At 67.8% G+C, this 16815-nt stretch carries 18 protein-coding genes and 1 CRISPR repeat array; of the genes, 16 read left to right on the top strand and 2 right to left on the bottom strand.

The window, feature by feature from the left end:
* The first annotated feature begins 74 nt into the window (after positions 1 to 74).
* From cas7g to KIK05_RS47575, 4 genes are read left to right on the top strand one after another with little or no spacing between them, the layout of a single operon-like run.
* Positions 75 to 1223, top strand: coding sequence for a type I-G CRISPR-associated RAMP protein Csb1/Cas7g (gene cas7g, locus KIK05_RS37550; protein WP_214415627.1), 1149 nt, complete (start codon positions 75 to 77; stop codon positions 1221 to 1223).
* 5 nt (positions 1224 to 1228) lie between these two features.
* Positions 1229 to 2614 (top strand): type I-G CRISPR-associated protein Csb2, encoded by a 1386-nt coding sequence (gene csb2, locus KIK05_RS37555; RefSeq protein WP_214415628.1) that lies wholly within the window; start codon positions 1229 to 1231, stop codon positions 2612 to 2614.
* Positions 2611 to 5478 carry a type I-G CRISPR-associated helicase/endonuclease Cas3g gene (gene cas3g / locus KIK05_RS37560; protein ID WP_250564096.1) on the top strand — a complete coding sequence of 956 codons (2868 nt, stop codon included), beginning with the start codon at positions 2611 to 2613 and terminating at the stop codon, positions 5476 to 5478. Before csb2 ends, cas3g begins: the two co-directional genes overlap by 4 nt.
* Positions 5475 to 6452 (top strand): type I-G CRISPR-associated protein, Cas3-extension family, encoded by a 978-nt coding sequence (locus KIK05_RS47575; RefSeq protein WP_250564097.1) that lies wholly within the window; start codon positions 5475 to 5477, stop codon positions 6450 to 6452. The genes cas3g and KIK05_RS47575 overlap by 4 nt, the downstream gene beginning before the upstream one ends.
* A 210-nt stretch (positions 6453 to 6662) precedes the next feature.
* A CRISPR array of direct repeats spans positions 6663 to 6990; the repeat unit is 37 nt; unit sequence GCTTCATCCCAGCTCCACCGCTGGGCCTCATTGCGGG.
* A gap of 379 nt (positions 6991 to 7369) precedes the next feature.
* Here the strand turns inward: KIK05_RS47575 and KIK05_RS49185 are convergent.
* The gene (locus KIK05_RS49185) at positions 7370 to 8893 is read right to left on the bottom strand and encodes a peptide deformylase (RefSeq protein WP_308250282.1); all 1524 of its coding nucleotides are present in this window, start codon (positions 8891 to 8893) and stop codon (positions 7370 to 7372) included.
* 128 nt (positions 8894 to 9021) lie between these two features.
* Complete coding sequence (locus KIK05_RS37570; RefSeq protein ID WP_214415629.1) at positions 9022 to 9390, bottom strand: GntR family transcriptional regulator; 369 nt, start codon at positions 9388 to 9390, stop codon at positions 9022 to 9024.
* A gap of 259 nt (positions 9391 to 9649) precedes the next feature.
* Here KIK05_RS37570 and KIK05_RS37575 point away from each other — a divergent pair, with 259 nt between their 5' ends.
* From KIK05_RS37575 to KIK05_RS37630, 12 genes are all read left to right on the top strand, one after another.
* Positions 9650 to 9811, top strand: a complete 162-nt coding sequence (locus tag KIK05_RS37575) for a hypothetical protein (RefSeq protein ID WP_214415630.1) — start codon at positions 9650 to 9652, stop codon at positions 9809 to 9811.
* A 145-nt stretch (positions 9812 to 9956) separates the two neighbouring features.
* Positions 9957 to 10094, top strand: a complete 138-nt coding sequence (locus KIK05_RS37580; protein WP_214415631.1) for a hypothetical protein — start codon at positions 9957 to 9959, stop codon at positions 10092 to 10094.
* A gap of 157 nt (positions 10095 to 10251) precedes the next feature.
* Positions 10252 to 10476, top strand: coding sequence for a helix-turn-helix domain-containing protein (locus tag KIK05_RS37585; protein ID WP_214415632.1), 225 nt, complete (start codon positions 10252 to 10254; stop codon positions 10474 to 10476).
* Entirely contained in the window at positions 10473 to 11174 is a 702-nt protein-coding gene (locus KIK05_RS37590; protein WP_214415633.1) for a hypothetical protein, read from the top strand. The genes KIK05_RS37585 and KIK05_RS37590 overlap by 4 nt, the downstream gene beginning before the upstream one ends.
* Complete coding sequence (locus KIK05_RS37595) at positions 11171 to 11884, top strand: hypothetical protein (protein WP_214415634.1); 714 nt, start codon at positions 11171 to 11173, stop codon at positions 11882 to 11884. The genes KIK05_RS37590 and KIK05_RS37595 overlap by 4 nt, the downstream gene beginning before the upstream one ends.
* Positions 11884 to 12381 (top strand): hypothetical protein, encoded by a 498-nt coding sequence (locus KIK05_RS37600; protein ID WP_214415635.1) that lies wholly within the window; start codon positions 11884 to 11886, stop codon positions 12379 to 12381. Before KIK05_RS37595 ends, KIK05_RS37600 begins: the two co-directional genes overlap by 1 nt.
* Positions 12378 to 13478: a coiled-coil domain-containing protein gene (locus KIK05_RS37605; protein WP_214415636.1), complete on the top strand. Its 1101-nt coding sequence runs from the start codon at positions 12378 to 12380 to the stop codon at positions 13476 to 13478. Before KIK05_RS37600 ends, KIK05_RS37605 begins: the two co-directional genes overlap by 4 nt.
* 120 nt (positions 13479 to 13598) lie before the next feature.
* Positions 13599 to 14060, top strand: coding sequence for a hypothetical protein (locus tag KIK05_RS37610; protein ID WP_214415637.1), 462 nt, complete (start codon positions 13599 to 13601; stop codon positions 14058 to 14060).
* Entirely contained in the window at positions 14057 to 14311 is a 255-nt protein-coding gene (locus tag KIK05_RS37615; RefSeq protein ID WP_214415638.1) for a hypothetical protein, read from the top strand. The genes KIK05_RS37610 and KIK05_RS37615 overlap by 4 nt, the downstream gene beginning before the upstream one ends.
* A gap of 127 nt (positions 14312 to 14438) precedes the next feature.
* Complete coding sequence (locus tag KIK05_RS37620; RefSeq protein WP_214415639.1) at positions 14439 to 15800, top strand: hypothetical protein; 1362 nt, start codon at positions 14439 to 14441, stop codon at positions 15798 to 15800.
* A 164-nt stretch (positions 15801 to 15964) separates the two neighbouring features.
* The gene (locus KIK05_RS37625) at positions 15965 to 16369 is read left to right on the top strand and encodes a hypothetical protein (RefSeq protein WP_214415640.1); all 405 of its coding nucleotides are present in this window, start codon (positions 15965 to 15967) and stop codon (positions 16367 to 16369) included.
* Between the two features lie 8 nt (positions 16370 to 16377).
* Complete coding sequence (locus tag KIK05_RS37630) at positions 16378 to 16809, top strand: hypothetical protein (RefSeq protein ID WP_214415641.1); 432 nt, start codon at positions 16378 to 16380, stop codon at positions 16807 to 16809.
* Positions 16810 to 16815: the final 6 nt, after the last annotated feature.

Raw genomic sequence — 16815 nt, forward strand, 5'->3', positions numbered from 1 at the left:
AAGCGAATCAGGGTCAGGCCAGTGCGTACGCGTCTAGATGACTGGCCCGAGGCAGGCGGAGGTCGGAGAACGTGGTGGAGCACATCGTCAAACGGCTGCTGGAGGCCGTCAGCGAGGATCGTGCGGATGCGGGGATCAGCATAGAGAGCGTCTACCGGCCTGCAGCCGGAGACAAGGTCATGCCTCCCTCCTTCCCTGGTAACAACGGGCCGTACCTGATGGAGACGAGATGGGTGGGCGGTGAGGCGAGGAAGGTCGTAGTCCTGGACCAAGTGCCCTCTCAAGCCAACCGTGTCGAGGAAGCGTTACTCGCAGCCCGAGACGCCGGCCGCATCGAGCTTCCACTGTTCGAGATGATGGCGGAGACCAGCCGCGGGCCGCTTCGCCTCACCTCGCTGGAATTCCCGCACCGTTACGCCGACGCTTACCTACGAGACAGCATGGTGGAAGGCGTGCGTTTCGACCGCAGCGAACCGGGCCAGCGTCTTCGACAGGTCAGCGCCTTGGACGTTCGTCCTCTGTACGAGCGCGATCCTGGCTCCCTGCTGTTCGGGGCCTGGGACTCGCATCGGAGGGGCCGTTGGCCGAAGTTCGCACGAATCTACTCCTCCTCCATCGTGGGCCTGGACCCGCAGGAGGGGCAGCGTAAGGCGACCCGAGTCGATCCGCTCAACCTCACAGGAGCGATAGACGACAAGGCCAAATCGGAGGCCGACTGGGAGTACGTGGCCGTCGGCGACAAGAAGGAGAAGAAGCAAGGCCAGCGGCTGAGCGAGATCGGGCACGGCAATATCGCCCCAGGAGACGCTCACGGCGGTGTTTCGATCACCGAGGCTCGACGGTCGGGCTGGATCTCGCTGGCGGCCATCGAACGGCTGCGGTTCGGTGATGCTTCACCAGAAGCCACGCAGTTGGCACGGGCGACCCTGGTCGCGTTGGCGTTGGCCGGAGATCGGCTGGCTTTCGGCCGCCCGTCCGTCTGGCTTCGGTCAGGCTGCGACCTCGTGCGGTCGGTTGAGGTTCTGGCCTTCGAGCAGGACGGCGATACCAGAGAGCAGTTCAGCGTGTCGGCTGCTGATGCCGTCGAGGTGTTCCACGAGCTGCGCGATCGAGCGGCAGCGGCAGGTGTGTCGATGGCTACCGATGCCATTCGGCTGGTGCCGATGCCGTCGCTGGCCAAGGCCATCGAGTTCTCTACGGCCAAGGCTGCGGCGGAGGAGTAGGCCGAATGCCGGTGGCAATCACGGTCCGCCTCCGGACGGGCCGCTATGAGGCGGCAGGGATGCGCCCCTCCCATGTGGAATGGCCTCCACACCCGGCCCGGCTGTTCTGCGCCCTGGTCGCCTCCGCGGTGGATGACGACGACTGGGCGGTACTGCGCTGGCTGGAGACAGCAGGTGTCCCCGAGGTGTGGGCATGCCAAGCAGCTGGCCAGGAGGTCATGGACGGCTATGTGGTGACCAACGCGATCGAGCAGAAGGGCGGCAGCCAGTTCTGGCCGGGACGTACCAACGGGCCTCGATCGCGGGTCTCGGCGGTCCCCCAAGTGCCAGCATTCACGGTCGTGTGGGCACACGTCGCCCCCGACGCAGACGCCCTGGCACAACTACGCAGGCTTGCCCGGCGCGTGCCGTATGTGGGGCGCGCGACCTCGACCGCGATTCTCAGCGTGGCGCCCGAGATTGGCCTGCCGGGGCCGGAATGGACGCGCTATGTCCCTTCACGTATCGGGGAGCACGCGCACACAGAGCTGCGGATTCCTTACCCGGGCTATACCGACCAGCTCCAGCGGGCCTATGCCGACGGCCAGCGCGCATGGGCCGTAGCCCGCAGCATCCCCTACACCGTCGCCGGTAGCACGGCGAAGCCTGCAGCGGCAGCGGGGCCGTTCTCCGATCTGGTGGTCTTCCGCTTCGAGCCTCGTGTTGTACGGCCGGCCGGGGACTCACTCCTGACGTTGACCGCCAGGCTCCGTCAAGCAGTCATTCAGCGCATCGGCACCGACGTCCCGGCCGAGGTCTCGGGTCACGGAGCCGATGATCGCAAGCACTTGGGCTACCTTGCCCTACTCAACTCCGGACACGACGACGCGGACGGTCACGTGCTCGGCGTAGCGCTTGCAGTTCCTCGTGAGATGGCCCCTCACGCTCTCGATCGACTTTTAGCGCGGACTGTGGACGATCCGATCCGCCGGTTGACTATCCGCCGGGACCAGACGATCGCTTTGGATCACGATCCCTATCTGACGTCTCCGCTGCGACTGACACCCGAATGGTGGATGGCAGCTCCTCAGGGGAGCCGTAGTTGGGTGACTGTCGCCCCCTTGATGCTCGACCGCTATCCCTCACGGAAGCAGGACGCACATTCCCTGGTGTTCCAGAGCCTGACCACGGCTGGTTACCCAGAGCCTGAAGAGGTTGAGATCTCGCCGGCGGCATTGACGCAGGGAGCCGTAAGCAGACCGCGCCAGGGCACGATCCCACAAGGGCGGCCGGTTCGTCCGATGGTGCACGCGCGTGTGACGTTCGCCCAGCCGGTCATCGGTCCTGTGCTGGCAGGGTCGATGCGCTATCTCGGCCTGGGGCTGTTCATGCCGGACAGGAGCAACTCATGAACGAGTTGACCGCAGCGGACTTCCCCGCCTTCCTCTGGGAAGTCCACGGGCGAAAGCCGTTCCCGTGGCAGCAGCGTCTGGTCGAGGGCATGCTGACGGACGGGCGCTGGCCCGACGTCCTGGACGTCCCAACCGGTCTAGGCAAGACCACAATGATCGACATTGCGGTCTTCGTGGCCGCCGCAGGTGTCGCGTGTGCTCGCCGCAGGATGTTTTTCGTGGTGGACCGCCGCCTGGTCGTCGACGAGGCGTACGACCACGCCAGCGCACTGGCCCAGGCCCTCGCCGAGCCACCCGGGCCAATCAGCGCCCACGTTGCGCAAGCACTGCGGCAGAAGGGCGACGACGGCCCGGCGCTCCAGGTCACCCGGATGCGCGGTGGGGTGACATGGTCCTGGCGGTGGCTGGAACGTCCCGACCGGTATGCAGTGGTCGTGGGGACGGTCGATCAGATCGGCAGTCGCCTGCTCTTCCGCGGCTACCAGGTCGGCCAGCATCTGCGTCCCATAGACGCGGCTTTGACCGGCACTGACAGTTTGATCGTGATCGATGAGGCTCACTTGGCGGAGCCTCTGGTCAAAACGATCCGATCTACCCTCACCGTGGACTGCCCGCAGATCAGGGTGGGAGCCCAGCCAACGCTGATCACTATGTCGGCGACCACGCCTCCCGCCGAGGGGCAGAGGGTGCATCGAGCCGATACCGACGAGCAGGACCAAGTAGCCCGCGAACGGTTGGCCGCTCCCCGCCGGCTTCACCTGCTCGCGCCAGAGGTCACCAAGAAGAACGCCGATGTTGTGGTGGCTACAACGATGGCCACCTGGGCGAAAGCTCTTGCTGGTGATGCCCAATCAGGACGTGTCGTCGCCGTCGTCTGCAACTCGGTCGGCCGAGCGCGTGCCGTACATACCCTGTTGCAGAGTACGGACGCCGATGTGGAACTGTTGATCGGCCGCAGCCGGCCGATCGACCGCGAGTACCTGCTCAAGCGCTGCTATCCGCGGATGAAGGTCGGCCGCAGCCGCACCAGCGGAAGGCCGTTGATCGTGTGTGCCACCCAGACGATCGAAGTCGGCGCCAACATCGACGCTGATCACTTGGTAACCGAATCGGCGTCGCTAGCGGCGCTGATCCAACGGTTAGGGCGGCTCAACCGGCTCGGCAAGCTGATGCGGGCCGATGCCGTGGTGATCCATGACGGGAGTGTCGGGCCAGACGACCCGGTGTACGGCCCGGCCCGGCAGGCCACCTGGCAGTGGCTCAGCACGCTCACAACGCCGCTGGAGTCCGACCACTTGGGTGAAGGCCTCGACGTCTCCCCACTGGCCTTACGCGCGCTCCTAGAGCCCGTCGCCCCAGCTGCGCGGCAGACAATGCGCGAGCCGTTGCCGTACATGCCCGTTCTGTTCGGCCAGGTACTCGATGCTTGGGTGCGAACATCCCCCATTCCCCATCCTGACCCACCTGTCGCTCCTTACCTGCATGGCATTGACCGGGGAAGTGCAGATGTCGCAGTGGTCTGGCGATCAGGGCTGGCCGGGGCGAATCCACAGGGATGGCCAGCGACGGTCATGGAGGTGCCGCCGTCCACGGAAGAGGCCGTCGAGGTGTCTCTGCACGCCGTACGGCAGTGGCTGTCTGAGGACCAGCCCACCGGGCCCTTGGGGGATGTGGAAGGCACGCCTGAGGGCGAGGGCGTGCCGAGCCATACCTGGCGGCTGGAGCATGTGGTGCGCTACAGAGGGAGGGACGATGCCACACTGATCAGCCCTGGTGAGATCCGGCCGGGTGACCTGATCGTGGTGCCCTGCGAACAGGGTGGCTGTGACGAGTACGGCTGGAATCCCGCCTCCACTTACCCCGTGCTGGATGTCGCCGATCTCGCGTATCGCGGCGGTCGGCCTGTAGTGCGGCTTGGCCCTGCAGTCCTCGACGCCGCGCACCGCGAATCTCCCTCCATTGGACAAGCATTACGAGACCTGATCGACCAGACACGTGCTGAACTTGCCGACGACACTCCGCCCGCCGTCGGCGTCTACCGCAAGGAGCTCCAGCGCATCATCGACCTGCTGCCTTCCGATGACCTGGACGATCCGCTGCCACTGACCCGCAACCTTCGTGCGCTGACCCGCTGCGCGATCACGTTCACGGAGAAGGCACCCTACGTCGCGCTGTTGACCGCCAAGGGCGGGGCATGGGTGGGGGACGCCGACGCCTGGAGTTCGTCCGTGACTGGGCAGGGCAAACAGATGTCCTTGCTGGCCCATGAGCATGCCGTCGCCAACAGGGCCGAGGAGTTCGCGCTCAACCTCGGTTTGGAGCCCGTGCTGATCAACAGCGTACGAGCCGCAGCACTTTGGCATGACGAAGGCAAGCGGGATCCCCGCTTCCAGGCGATGCTGCACGGACGCCCTCCTCGCGTCCTGCGCAGCGGCACTCACCGAGAGCTACTAGCCAAGTCCGGGCTCGACCCCGCTGACCGTGCCGCCCACCGCCGGGCGAAGCTCATCTCTGGTTACCCGGACGGGATGCGGCACGAGGCTCTGTCCGCACGCATCACCCGGCTGTATCTGGAGATCGGCTCCTACGATGTCGACCCCGACCTCGTGATCCATCTCGTCGCCGCCCACCACGGCCGCAGCCGCCCCCTGCTGCCGCCCGTCACCGATCCCGCCCCCGAAACCGTCCAGCTCGACGAGTTGCCGGCAACCCTCGGTACCGAGGAAACCCTCGATTGGGACGCTCCTCGCAGGTTCGCCGAGCTCAATCAGCGTTACGGCCGCTGGGGACTTGCCCTGCTGGAGTGCATCGTGCGATTGGCCGACATCTGGTGCTCTGAGCGTGAAGAGGAGGCCACGCTGTGAACGTGGTCGAACTGCCCGCCCTGGATGGCCGTGACCCGCTGGGGTTCCTCGCTGCCCTAGGCCTGCTGCGACTCTTGGGAGAAGAGGTACGGCTCTGTTTCTCTGACGTCACTGGTTGCGCCCAGATCCATACCACCCTCCGGGACGCCGATGAGATCGCCGGCGCGTTGCAAAGCATCGTCGAGGCCATCGACGAGGATGCGGTGCTTCCCGTGGTGGGGCCGAAGTTCCCGCTGCGGCCGGCTGCCCCGAGTCGAACACCCGGCGCGGAGAAGAGTGATGAGAGCGACCCGATGCGTGTGTCGCGCACGGCCTACGGCGAGCAACTCCATGACCGGGTAGAGGCATTGGGAAGCAGGGCCGTCAAGTGGTTGTCGTTCCTGGTGACAGACCTGGCCGTCGATCGGGCTGGACGTGCGGCGCTCACGCCATACATGGCTCCGGCCGGCAAGCAGACCGTCTGGACCTTCTTTCGCAAACCTCTGGAGATGGTCCGCGAAGAACCCTCCCAGTTGGTAGAAGCCTTGACGGGATGGCGCCGTGTGGACGGCTTCACCGGCGAATACCTCGACCATCGAGCCCTACGCCTCGCGGCCGATCACCCATCGGGCAAATCCATCCCCGCTGGAGTACCCGGTGCCACCTGGTTGGCTACCCAGGCGCTGCCCTTACTGCGCATCACCGGAGACGGCCGAAACGTCTCCGCCACGCTCTGGCACCGCCACAACCGCCGCACGGTGATGGTGTGGCCGCTGTGGAAACCCGCCCTCGACATCCACGCCGTCCAAGCACTGCTCGACCACCCGTACCTACGGCCTGCGCCCGCGCGACAGAGGAGGGCCATCACCGTCGAACGCCGACGCCTTCGCCCCCTGGGGGTCTTCGAGGTCTGTGGAGCAGAACGTCAGCCGATAGAGGGCGGCAAGAGCGCTGGGGTCCTTGCCCCGATAGTCATCTCTAATGAGCCAAACTGATCACTTATCCGTCCTTCCAGAACGCTTGTTCCTTGATAACAGCACAACGGACACTGATCTTCATGCATCCTGGCGCGTCAGGTTCGGAACCTCAAGCACACACCCTTTCTCTGGGAGGCTCCTAACCCCAATCAGGCCACTCCTGCCACAAACCGGACAGCTCAGATGCGCCTTCACAAGCACTGTCAGTTATTTCCCCTGTTCGGAGGCGCTTCATCCCAGCTCCACCGCTGGGCCTCATTGCGGGAGCGAGTACCACGAAGGGATCATCGCCACCACCGGCTTCATCCCAGCTCCACCGCTGGGCCTCATTGCGGGCTCACCTACGCGTACAACGGCCCGCCCGTACAGTCCGGCTTCATCCCAGCTCCACCACTGGGCCTCATTGCGGGTCCGCTTGCGTGATCGAGAGGCCGTAGTGGGTCTTGGCTTCATCCCAGCTCCACCGCTGGGCCTCATTGCGGCTCAAGTCCGATCCGGCATGCTGCCGCGACCTGCACGCTTCATCCCAGCTTCACCGCTGGGCCTCATTGCGGGGGGCTCGACGGTTTCCACGGCGTCTCCATGGCGAACGGCTTCATCCCAGCTTCACCTGGGCCTCATTGCGGGGAGAAGTTCGTGGGGGGCCTCGTGGCCATCGGCCTGCTTCACCCCAGCTTCACCGCTGGGCCTCATTGCGGGTTGCCGCAGGCGTTGGACCACTGCGGGCACTTCGGCTTCATCCCAGCTGCACGACTGGGCCTCATTGCGGGTCGTATGACTCACGCTCGGGCGCCATGGGCCGCTGCTGCTCTATCCCGGTTCCGCCGTCGGGCCTCATTACGGCTCCGGTCTAGAGCTGGTGTTTCGATCACGGCCAGGCCCCATTCCGGCGTAGCTGCCGGTGCTTCCAGCGGGGCCTGGTCGGCTCTGCACCGTCAACGCGTCGGATAGTTCCACTGCTGGCCTGTTCCCTTGTATTGCGAGACTGGTATCGGCTCAACTCCTGCGCGCATCCGAACACGGTAGAGCTGGCCGTACAGGTGGTCGATCTCGTGTCCTACCAATCTCGCCATTCCCTCCTCAAAGAGAGTGATTCTGGCGTTTCCGTCGATGTCCTGATGTTCGACCTCAATGGAGAGCGGACGGGGGACCATACCTCGTACATCGAAAAAACTGAGGCATCCCTCGTACTGCTCATCAGTCTCCGACGACTCATTGATGACGCGAGGATTGAGAAGGGTGACTATCTCCCCGGTTGGGGTACGCACGAGCGCCGCAGCCCTTCCGATCCCGATCTGAGGGGCGGCAAGCCCCATTCCCTTGGCGAAAGAATGGACTTGAGAAACCCGCTCCAGGTTGGAGACGAGCTGGGCGACCACCCTGCGGGCGTCCTCGGCCTCGGTCGGCAGGTCGAATGGACGAGCGGTCTCAGTCAGGATGGGGTCGCCCTCCTGCACGATGCCGATCGAGCGCATTTGCTCACTAGGGCTCAGTGTCTCCATCGGTGACGACTCCTCTTTGGGACTCTTGAACTTCCATTCGATGCGATATCGCGCATGCAACGGAGGATCTTCGGTTGACCACGTGAAATAGACCCTACCGTCGCGCGTCTCACGGTATATAGGAGTCTTGAACGGAGAAGCTTCCGCTGTCATCGAGGTCTCGATGCCCCAAACGACAGGTTGTAGGCCTTCCGGGAAGTCCAAGGCCAAGCTCAGGCGTTGCGTGGGAAGGCGGATAGCGCGCTGCCACCAGGGCCCCCACTTGTCCGCGCTCACCGTGTATACGTAGTCGATCCAGGTGCTCTCACCCGGATAAAGAGGAAACCGCCCATCAGCGTTTTCGAAGAGCAACCATACTTCTTTGAACGCATCCCGGTCATGCTGGACGCGCCACGTCATCGGCTCGTCACCGCAGACAGCCGATAGACCGATCTCTTCCCAGGTAAGAGGGAACTTCCGGTAAAGCTGATTCGAGCGCTCAGGATCACCCGGGTACCGATCGACGGCTATCCGGATTAGGTACCGCGTTACAGGTTCAGCACCGACATTGCGCAACTGTCTCCGGATGCGTGTTTTGAAGAGCCCGCTGTCGAACGACAACTCTGCGCGTTCATGCTCAACGACAAGCGCGGCGCTAGGCTTGGACTGTGGGTCATCTACAGGAACCGGCGTGTCATGCTGGTGCCCCTTGGCCGCATTCTCGCCGAGCGTCTGATTAACGTCCTTCCATCGACGGATGATCGCATTCCCTGCACGCAAATGCCTGTCCGCATTCTCAGCGAATTCTCGGCTCGGCACGAGCGATCCCCGCTCGACTTTGCTGATGTAGGAGGGAGTGTATCCGACCAGCCTCGCCAACGCCTTTTGCGATAAGCCTGTAACTTCCCGCCAGTGCCTAAGTTCAGCAATGAACGCGCTTAGGGCCTGGGGTGTTTCCTCATCCTCGTCACGCTTCACGGCTTCTTGTCCTCAGGGGTGTGAATGGAATGAATGGAGGTTGATTCCAGATCAACCTGACGGCAACCCTGGACCTCCGTGTCTCATGGTGGACGTGAACGAACTGCCACGACAGCTTCGACGAACCCTCACCCGTTTGACCGACTTCGGTCCTGCACCGCCTCCCGGTCTTCGAGGACAGCCAACCGTCGTTCAAGACCTCGCACGGCTTCCCCAAGCTCGTCCAGGCGTCGCGCAAGAACTTCGACGGCCGGTGCGGTCGAGGCGGTGTCTCGACCGCGAACGAACACTCCCTTGCCTTGCTGGCCGACGACCAGTCCCTCTCTGCGCAATTCGTTGAGAGCATCCCGAACCACCGTGCTGGAAACGCCGTATCGCTCGCGCAGCTGGGTCATCGAGGGAAGCTGGGCACCTTCTGGCAAGGCTCCTCCCTCAATCTGTGACCGCAGGTCAGCTGCCACTTGTACGTAAGCGGGAGTCCCCGACATGGCCGTCATACGTGCGCTCCCTCAAAGCTCATACGGCAGTTGATGCACCTAGTACACAACATGCTTCGAGGGACTTCGAGCCAAGACACTTGACGCACTATGTGCACTAGGCGCATGATGCTGACGTACGCCGGTGGACGCTGGCGAACACAAGAAAGGCCCCGGCAGGTACACCCGCCAGGGCCTGGAATCAATCATCCCTGTCCTCGACTCGGGGCGCCCATCCGCCAAGACGTCGCCCCGAGTCTTCAAACAAGGAGATCTCAGGATGGCACGACAGACGACTGTTCACCACATCCCCCTGCACGCGGGCTGGCCCAACGGTGAGAAGCCCTCGGGGTGGCCGGGCACCGACCCGAGCCGGAATGTCCGCGACGAGTACGACAAGCAGGCCAAGGCCGGCCAGCAGTCGGGGCAGGTGTCCCGGTGAGCGGCCGTCGGGAGACCAAGCAGTCCGAGCGAGGGCAGCAGTGGCCGGCGGGCGCAGACTCCGGCCGGACACGCCCGCTGCACACCTGCACTTGCGGGGCTGTCAGCTCCTCCCCCATCAAGCACGACCACAAGGGCGGCAAGCGGTGACACGCCAGGAGGCGCAGGGCTACGCCCAGGACCTGATCGCGCTGTCGGAGACGCAGCAGTCCAAGCCGCCGACGTCGCCCAAGCCCCCGGCGCCGGGGCCGATCCGGACCCCCGCCAAACCGCCGCGACGGTAACCGCGGCAAGGAGCGAGGTTGCGAGTGCTCGCCCGGCCAGATGGTCGGGCGGGTGCCCGGAGCGTCAGCTCCTGCCCCACCAAGAAGAGCGGCCCCGACCTCACCGACCAAAGCAGCGTCGGGGCCGCCACCCCCACCAACGGAGGTACCACCCATCATGACGACCGCGTTCGTCGTTACCAACGTCCCCGACGAGATTCAGCTGTACCGAATCCCCGACGCGATGAAGGTCCTGCGGCTGGGCCGCACCGCCATCTACGAGCTGATCCGCTCCGGCCGGCTGCGCTCGGTCCGCGAGGGCCGCGCCCGGCTCATCCCCGCTACCGCGATCCGCGACTACGTCGCACTGCTGGAGCGCGAGGCCCAGGAGGACGACCAGTGAGCAACACGACGAACATCACCGTCCCCGCCGGCCCGCTGGAGGCCGCCCCTTGGGGCATCCGGCTGCCCGGCTTGGACTCGATCGCCTCGGCGCGGGCGATCTGGCGGCACGCTCTGCGCGGCCTGCCCCTGGGCGCGCACGACCAGCAGATGGCCGACTGGGCCGAACACCTGATGGACCAGCCGACCCTGATCTCCTTCGCGTCCCTGCTCGAACGCGCCCGCGCCGCCGCCCCGGACGAGCCGGCCACTGTGCACCGCATCCCCGGCCCGCACGGCCACACCTTCGTCATCCACGGCACCCGCGAGCAGGCCGACGCCTACGTGCGCTGGTACAGGGCCGATCCGGACACCTACGGGGAGGACGGCCAGGACGACGATGTGGTCGAGCTGGCCGAGGTAGCTGCCTATGCGCTGGTCTCCCGCTGTCGCCTGGCCGAGGCACACCCGAGCGGCGGGTTCGGAATTCGGGTGGAGACCGACCTCATCGCCGTCCATCTGGACAGCCGGCCGCTGATGGAGCAGGCCGAGCGTGAGGAGCGTAGACGTCACCCCGGCGTCGGGGTGGACTTCGCGTGGTACCCGACCGGCGTCGCCGACGACGCGCCGCAGGAGCTGTACATCACCCTCGACGGCGAGGAGGAGACCACGGGCTACCTGCTGACCCAGATCACGGTCCGGATGGGAGGTACCCGATGAGCACCGCCGTGGTCACCTGCCCCGCCGCCCTGCTCCACGCCAGCGGCAGCCACATCAAGAACCTCTTCCGCGCCGTCACCGCACACGCCGCCGAGATCGACCCCGACGACTACGTGATCCCCGCGCTCACGCAGATCCACATCGAGGTCAGCGGTGGCGAGATCCGTCTGATCTGCTCCGACCGGTTCTCCATGGGCATCGTCCGCACCCCGGCCAGCTCCGTCTTCGACGATTTCGCCACCTCGTTCGCGGTCCTCGCCGAAGACGTCGAGTGTGCCCTGGAGTCCCTCGGCGACGAGCAGGCGAGCCTGATCGTGGGGGAGAACACGCTGCGCATCTCCACCAGCACCGGCAACCACCGCTTCCCCGGCGTCCGGTCGGACATGCCGTGGCGGATGGTGCTGGGGAAGGTCCTGGCGCCCCAGTCGACGCCCACGGGGAACATCGCGCTCAACCCAGACCAGCTCGCCCGCTTCCAGGCCGTCAAGCCGCTGGAGCCGGAGCAGCCCATGCTCTTTCGGCTGTCGGGGGAGCACGGCGCGGTCGTGGCCACGCTCGGCACGACGTTCCTCGGACTGGTCATGCCGGTCAGGCTGAACGCCGAGCACCGCCCGGCCACTGCCCCGGAGCGCCCCCTGGACGCCTGGTTTGACATCATCGACGAGCCGTCCGCCGAGCGCGGCGACGAGGCCGCCGAGGCGGTGGCCTGATGAGCGAGATGGTGACCACTCCTCAGTCGCACGCGGTGCGGGCGATGGGTCTGCTGGCCGAGGCGACGAACGCCGGCGACTTCCTGGTCCCCTACCGCGGGAGCTACGACTATCGCGGCGTGGCGCTCCGGGATGCGCAGGCCGGGGCCGGGCACGCGCTGCTGGCGATCTGCCAGGAGCTGGCCCAGAGCCGCGCGCAGGCCGAGCTGGAGCACATCGCCACGCTGGCCGAGGTGGCGGCCATACGCCAGGACCTGCGGGACATCACCGCCGCGATCCGCGAGCTGACCGGCGCGATCGGCGAGGCGACCGTGCCGCTGGCCGGGGCCCTGGTCGACGTCGCAGGCGCGATCGCCGACGTCCACACCGAGGTCTGCACCGAACTTGCCGAGACCGCCGACATCGCCGCCGCCGTGCGGGAGCTGGCCGACGCGGTCCGCGAGCAGCAGCCCCGGCGCCGCCGCTGGTTCTGGCGCAGGACGGAGGCCGGCCGTTGATGGGGCCCCTGTCGAGCAAGCAGATCGCGGCGGCCGAGAAGACGTTGACCATCGGCACGTGGGCCATCACCGCGGGCGCGGTGTTGTTCTCCGTCCTGACCGTGACGCCACTCGTTCAAACGGTCACTCCGGATGAGTGGGACTGGACGGCCCCGATTCTGCCGATCGTGGTGGATGCGGCCGTGGTCATCGTGATCCGGCTCGACTCCACTGTGTCGCGGCTCGGGGGCAGCGGCGGGGCCTGGCCGGTCGTGCTGCGCTGGCTGACCGGGCTGTTCACGGTGGCGCTGAACATCGGCCTCAGCGCGTCGCAGGGAGACCTTGGCGGGGTCGCTGTTCACGCGGTCGCCCCGCTGCTGCTGATCGTGACTGCCGAGGCGGGGCTGGCCTACCGTCGGGCCATCGCAAGGGCGCTGGATCGGATCGACCGTGAACAGCGCGAGGAGGCCGAGCGGCGGCGTGTTCACGAACGGGCCGAACGGGAGGCCCGGGAACAGGCCCAGCGGGAGCGTGAACAGGCCGAGCGTGCCGAGCGTGAACGCCAGCAGGAGCGGGCCGAGCGCCTGGAGCGCGAGGCCCGTGAACACGCCGCCATGCTGGAGCAGCAGCGGCTGGAGCACGAGGCGCGGATGGCCCGCGAGCAGCGGGAAGCCGAGATCGCTCTCCGTCGCGAGGAAGAGGAACGGCAGGAGCGGCAGCGCCAGGCGCGGGCGGCCCGTGAACAGGCCGAGCGGGCTGAGCGCGAGCGTCGTGAACACCAGCAGCGCGAGCGCGCCGAGCGTGAACGCCAGGCGCGTGAACAGCAGCAGCGGCAGGCCCTTGAACGGGCTGAGGCGGCGGCTCTTGAACGTCGCGAACGCCGGGCCCTGAACGCTCGTGCGAACACCGGCAAGACCTCCTCGGTGAACACCCTGCGGCTGTCGGAGGCCGACGCTCGCAGCCTCGTGCTGAACACCCCCGGTGCGAGCGTGCGCGAGCTGGCCGACAAGACCGGCTGGTCGATCGGCTGGGTCTCCAAGGTCCGCAACGAGGCGGCCTGGGCCACGAAGGTCGGCACCGAGCAGGCCGAGGACCAGGGCCAGGAGGTGCCGGTATGAGCCGGGCTGGCGTCCGGCACCGCCCGGTCATCAGGCGGCGGGTCGACGAGGTCGGTCACAAGGCCCTGCCCAACCTCGACCAGTTCCCGCCGCTCGACTGATCTGGAAGGAGATCCCCTGATGAGCTCCACTCCCGAGTGGTCCGGCGACATGCTGGACCGCCCCGAGATGGTGGAGGCGTTCGCCGCCCAGCTACGCCGGGTGCTGTCGGATCAGGCCGATTTCGTGGCCAGGATCCGGCGGGACGCCGAGGCCATGTGGAAGGCCAACCCGCCCGACGGCTACGGCTCGTTCGAGGCGTGGTGGCGGCACCGCTGGGTGCGCAGCCCGTTCGCCGAGATCCAGGAGCACCTGGAGAAGGCGGCGACGCTGACCTTCCGCCTGGAGGCCCGCTACCGGCGCAGCCGCCACGAGATCCCCGCCCGCCGCGAGGCCGCCGCCCAGGCCAAGCAGGCTCCCGCGCTTCCGCGCGGGGGCCCCGCCGCCCGCCCGGCCCCGGCCAGGGCGACCCGGCAGCCGGACCAGGCGCCTCCGCTGGAGGGGGACTTTCTGGACCTGATCCGCCGGGGGCGGTCGGCGTGAGCACCGTGACGTCGATGCCCCCCGAGGCCAAACGCCGGCTGGCCAATCTCGCCCGGTTCTGGAACGAGCGGCTCGCCGCCGCCGAGTCGGACGCCGCTTTGGCCCAGGTCTGTTTCGACCGGGCCAGGGCGGCGGCCCGCCGGGCGCAAAAGCACGGCGCCAACCCGAAGGCGATGCACGAGCTGGCCGAGCTGCTCGCGGCGTGGGCCGAGCGGCAGGAGCGCGCCGAGATCAGGCGTCACGGAGCGTGATGTTCATGTTCATCTTCATCCGCCGGATCTGGGGGTCGCGCGCGCATTATGCGCGACGCGCGTACGCGCGACGCGCGAGTGTCCCCGATCTGGTCACTGATTGTCAACCACCAGAAAGGAGGCGACCGTGAGCCGCGACGACGACCGCCCCGACGCCGAAGTCCTGACGTTCCCCCGCGTGGTCCTGCCGGGCTCCCTGGACGCCCCCGGGCCCGACGTCGAGCCGGACGCCCCGACCGGCCCCGCCGACGGGCGGGACGGCGGACCGGTCCCGGTCGGCTCCTGGCCCCGCCTGCCGCAGGTCGACCAGATGGCCCCGCCGCTGCACCTGACCGTGCCGGGCACGCCGATGCCCGAGCTGGAGCCCGCCGCCGACGGCGAGGCCTTCGAGGACGGCGCCGTTGGCTCCTTCGTGGCGCCCTCGCCGGCCGACCCCGACAACCCGACCGCGCGGGATGTGGCCGGGGTCGCGCTGGCGGTGGTGACGGCCATGGGCGTGGCGGCCGCGCAAGGCATGTGGCACCGGGCCCGGCACCGCCAGGCGCTCGCCGACCAGGCTCGCGCCCACGCCGACAAGGCGGTCGGCAAGGCGGCGGCCGGCGCCCGGCACGCGAGCGGCTCGTACGGGAGCACCGGCTCCAAGGGCTCCCGCTCCCCCGGGGCCGCCCACGGCTCCTCTGCGCACCGGACGGGCCCCGGCGGGGCCGGAAGATCAGGCGGCCCCGGAAAGGCCGCCCACGGCCCGCACAGCGACTCCCGCAAGGGGCGGCCGGGACTGTTCGGCGGTCCGGACTCCAAGGCTCCCAAGGCTCCCAAGGCTCCCAAGGCCGCCCGGGACGGGAAGACGACCCGCCCGGACCGGGACAAGCGCAAGCGCGCCAAGGACGGAGCCGACGACGCCGGGCGGCGCACCCGCTGGATCCCCGGCAGGGCCAGGCCGGGCGGCAAGACGCCCGGCGAGAAGCACCACAAGCGCGGCTCCGACAAGGGCACTCCGGGCGCGGTCCCCAAGGCCGGCCGGGACGGCAAGACGACCTGGACCGACCAGCAGCAGCACCGGCGCCGCAAGCACGGCGACTCCGGCAAGGACAGCGCCAAGGAGCCGAAGCGCTTGACGCCCGGCCCCACGGGCGAGACCGGCGGCAAGGAGTCCTCGGGGTCCAAGCGGCGCGGCAGGTTCCGGTTCCGCAGGCTGCACCGCAAGAGCGGCACCAGCTGGTGGAAGCGCTGGCGAGCCCGCCGTCGGCGGTCGAGGCCGTCCGACCCCACGGTCACCGAGGCCACCGAGGCGCCCGAGACGTTCGCCGAGACCGCCGACAACGACTCCTCCCGCTCCCGCCGCAGCCGCGGCCGCGGCCGCGGCCGTCGGGCGGGCCGGAACTGGAAGGCCGGGACCTGGGAGCGGGAGTGGGAGGGGGATCCGCCTCCGCCACCTCCCCGGTTTGAGGACATGCGGCCGCCGCCGGCCGGTGACCGGACGTGCGGGTGACCGTCGAGCGGGTCGACCAGCCCGGCCAGCCGCGCCAGCGCCCGGCCGAGGCCCCGGAGCTGATGGCCCCGCGGCCCGCGCTCCCCGCAGTCCCCGAGACACCGGCCGCCGCCACGCCCTCGTCGTCGACATCGACCCCACACCGGCAGGAAGGAGCCCCATCAGTGACCACCCCCGTCAAGACCACCCAGTACGCCGACGCGGAGCTGACGATCTACGACGTCATCGACGCCGACGCCGACATGGCTAAGGAGATCGTCGAGGGGGTCGCCGAAGCCGTCTCGGCCGCCGAGGGCTGCGACCGGCTGCTGAACAAGCTGGAGGCCCTGCACGCCAAGGTCGTCGAGCTGAAAGTGCCGGGTGTGCTGGAGGGCATGGTGGTGGCCCTCATGGAGCAGGCCGCCTCGGTCAAGGCCAAGGCCGAGGCCATCGCCGAGAAGCTGCCCGTGGCCGCCGAGGCGATCTCCGTCGCAGGGAGCAACGCCGAGATCCGTCACCGGCCGCTGGCCGATGCGGTCCGCGACGCCGGCCACATCCGCCCCGCCGAGCGCGACTACCACAACGAGTAGGAGGAGCCATGGGAGAACTGGAGACAAGCCAGACGGGCGAGGTGGTCGCGGCCACCGGTGGGGTGCTGGAGACGGTGGTGTCCTACGGCATCGTCATCGTCCAGCTCGCCGCCGCCGGGATCCGGCTGCGCGGCCTGTCGGAGCGGGTTCGCTCCACCTACCGCTACGTCGAGGGCTGCTCCGCTTCGGTCGACCGGCTGGCCGACCAGATGGCGGGCCTGCAGGTCGACGTCGACACCGTCAGCGAGCACCACCAGGCCGCCACCGTCATGCGGTCGGTACTGGCCGAGGCGGAGGCCATGGCCGCCGCGACCGAGGACCTCGCCAGCCTGTTCGGCCAGGCCGCCGCTGCCCACCAGGCCGACTACGGCACCGTCGCCGACGCCGCCACCAACATGCCTGTCCCGATGGCCGACGCCCAGTTCTACAGCAACCGCTGACCAGGA

The organism is Sphaerisporangium fuscum, assembly GCF_018531465.1.
Classification (GTDB): Bacteria; Actinomycetota; Actinomycetes; order Streptosporangiales; family Streptosporangiaceae; genus Sphaerisporangium; species Sphaerisporangium fuscum.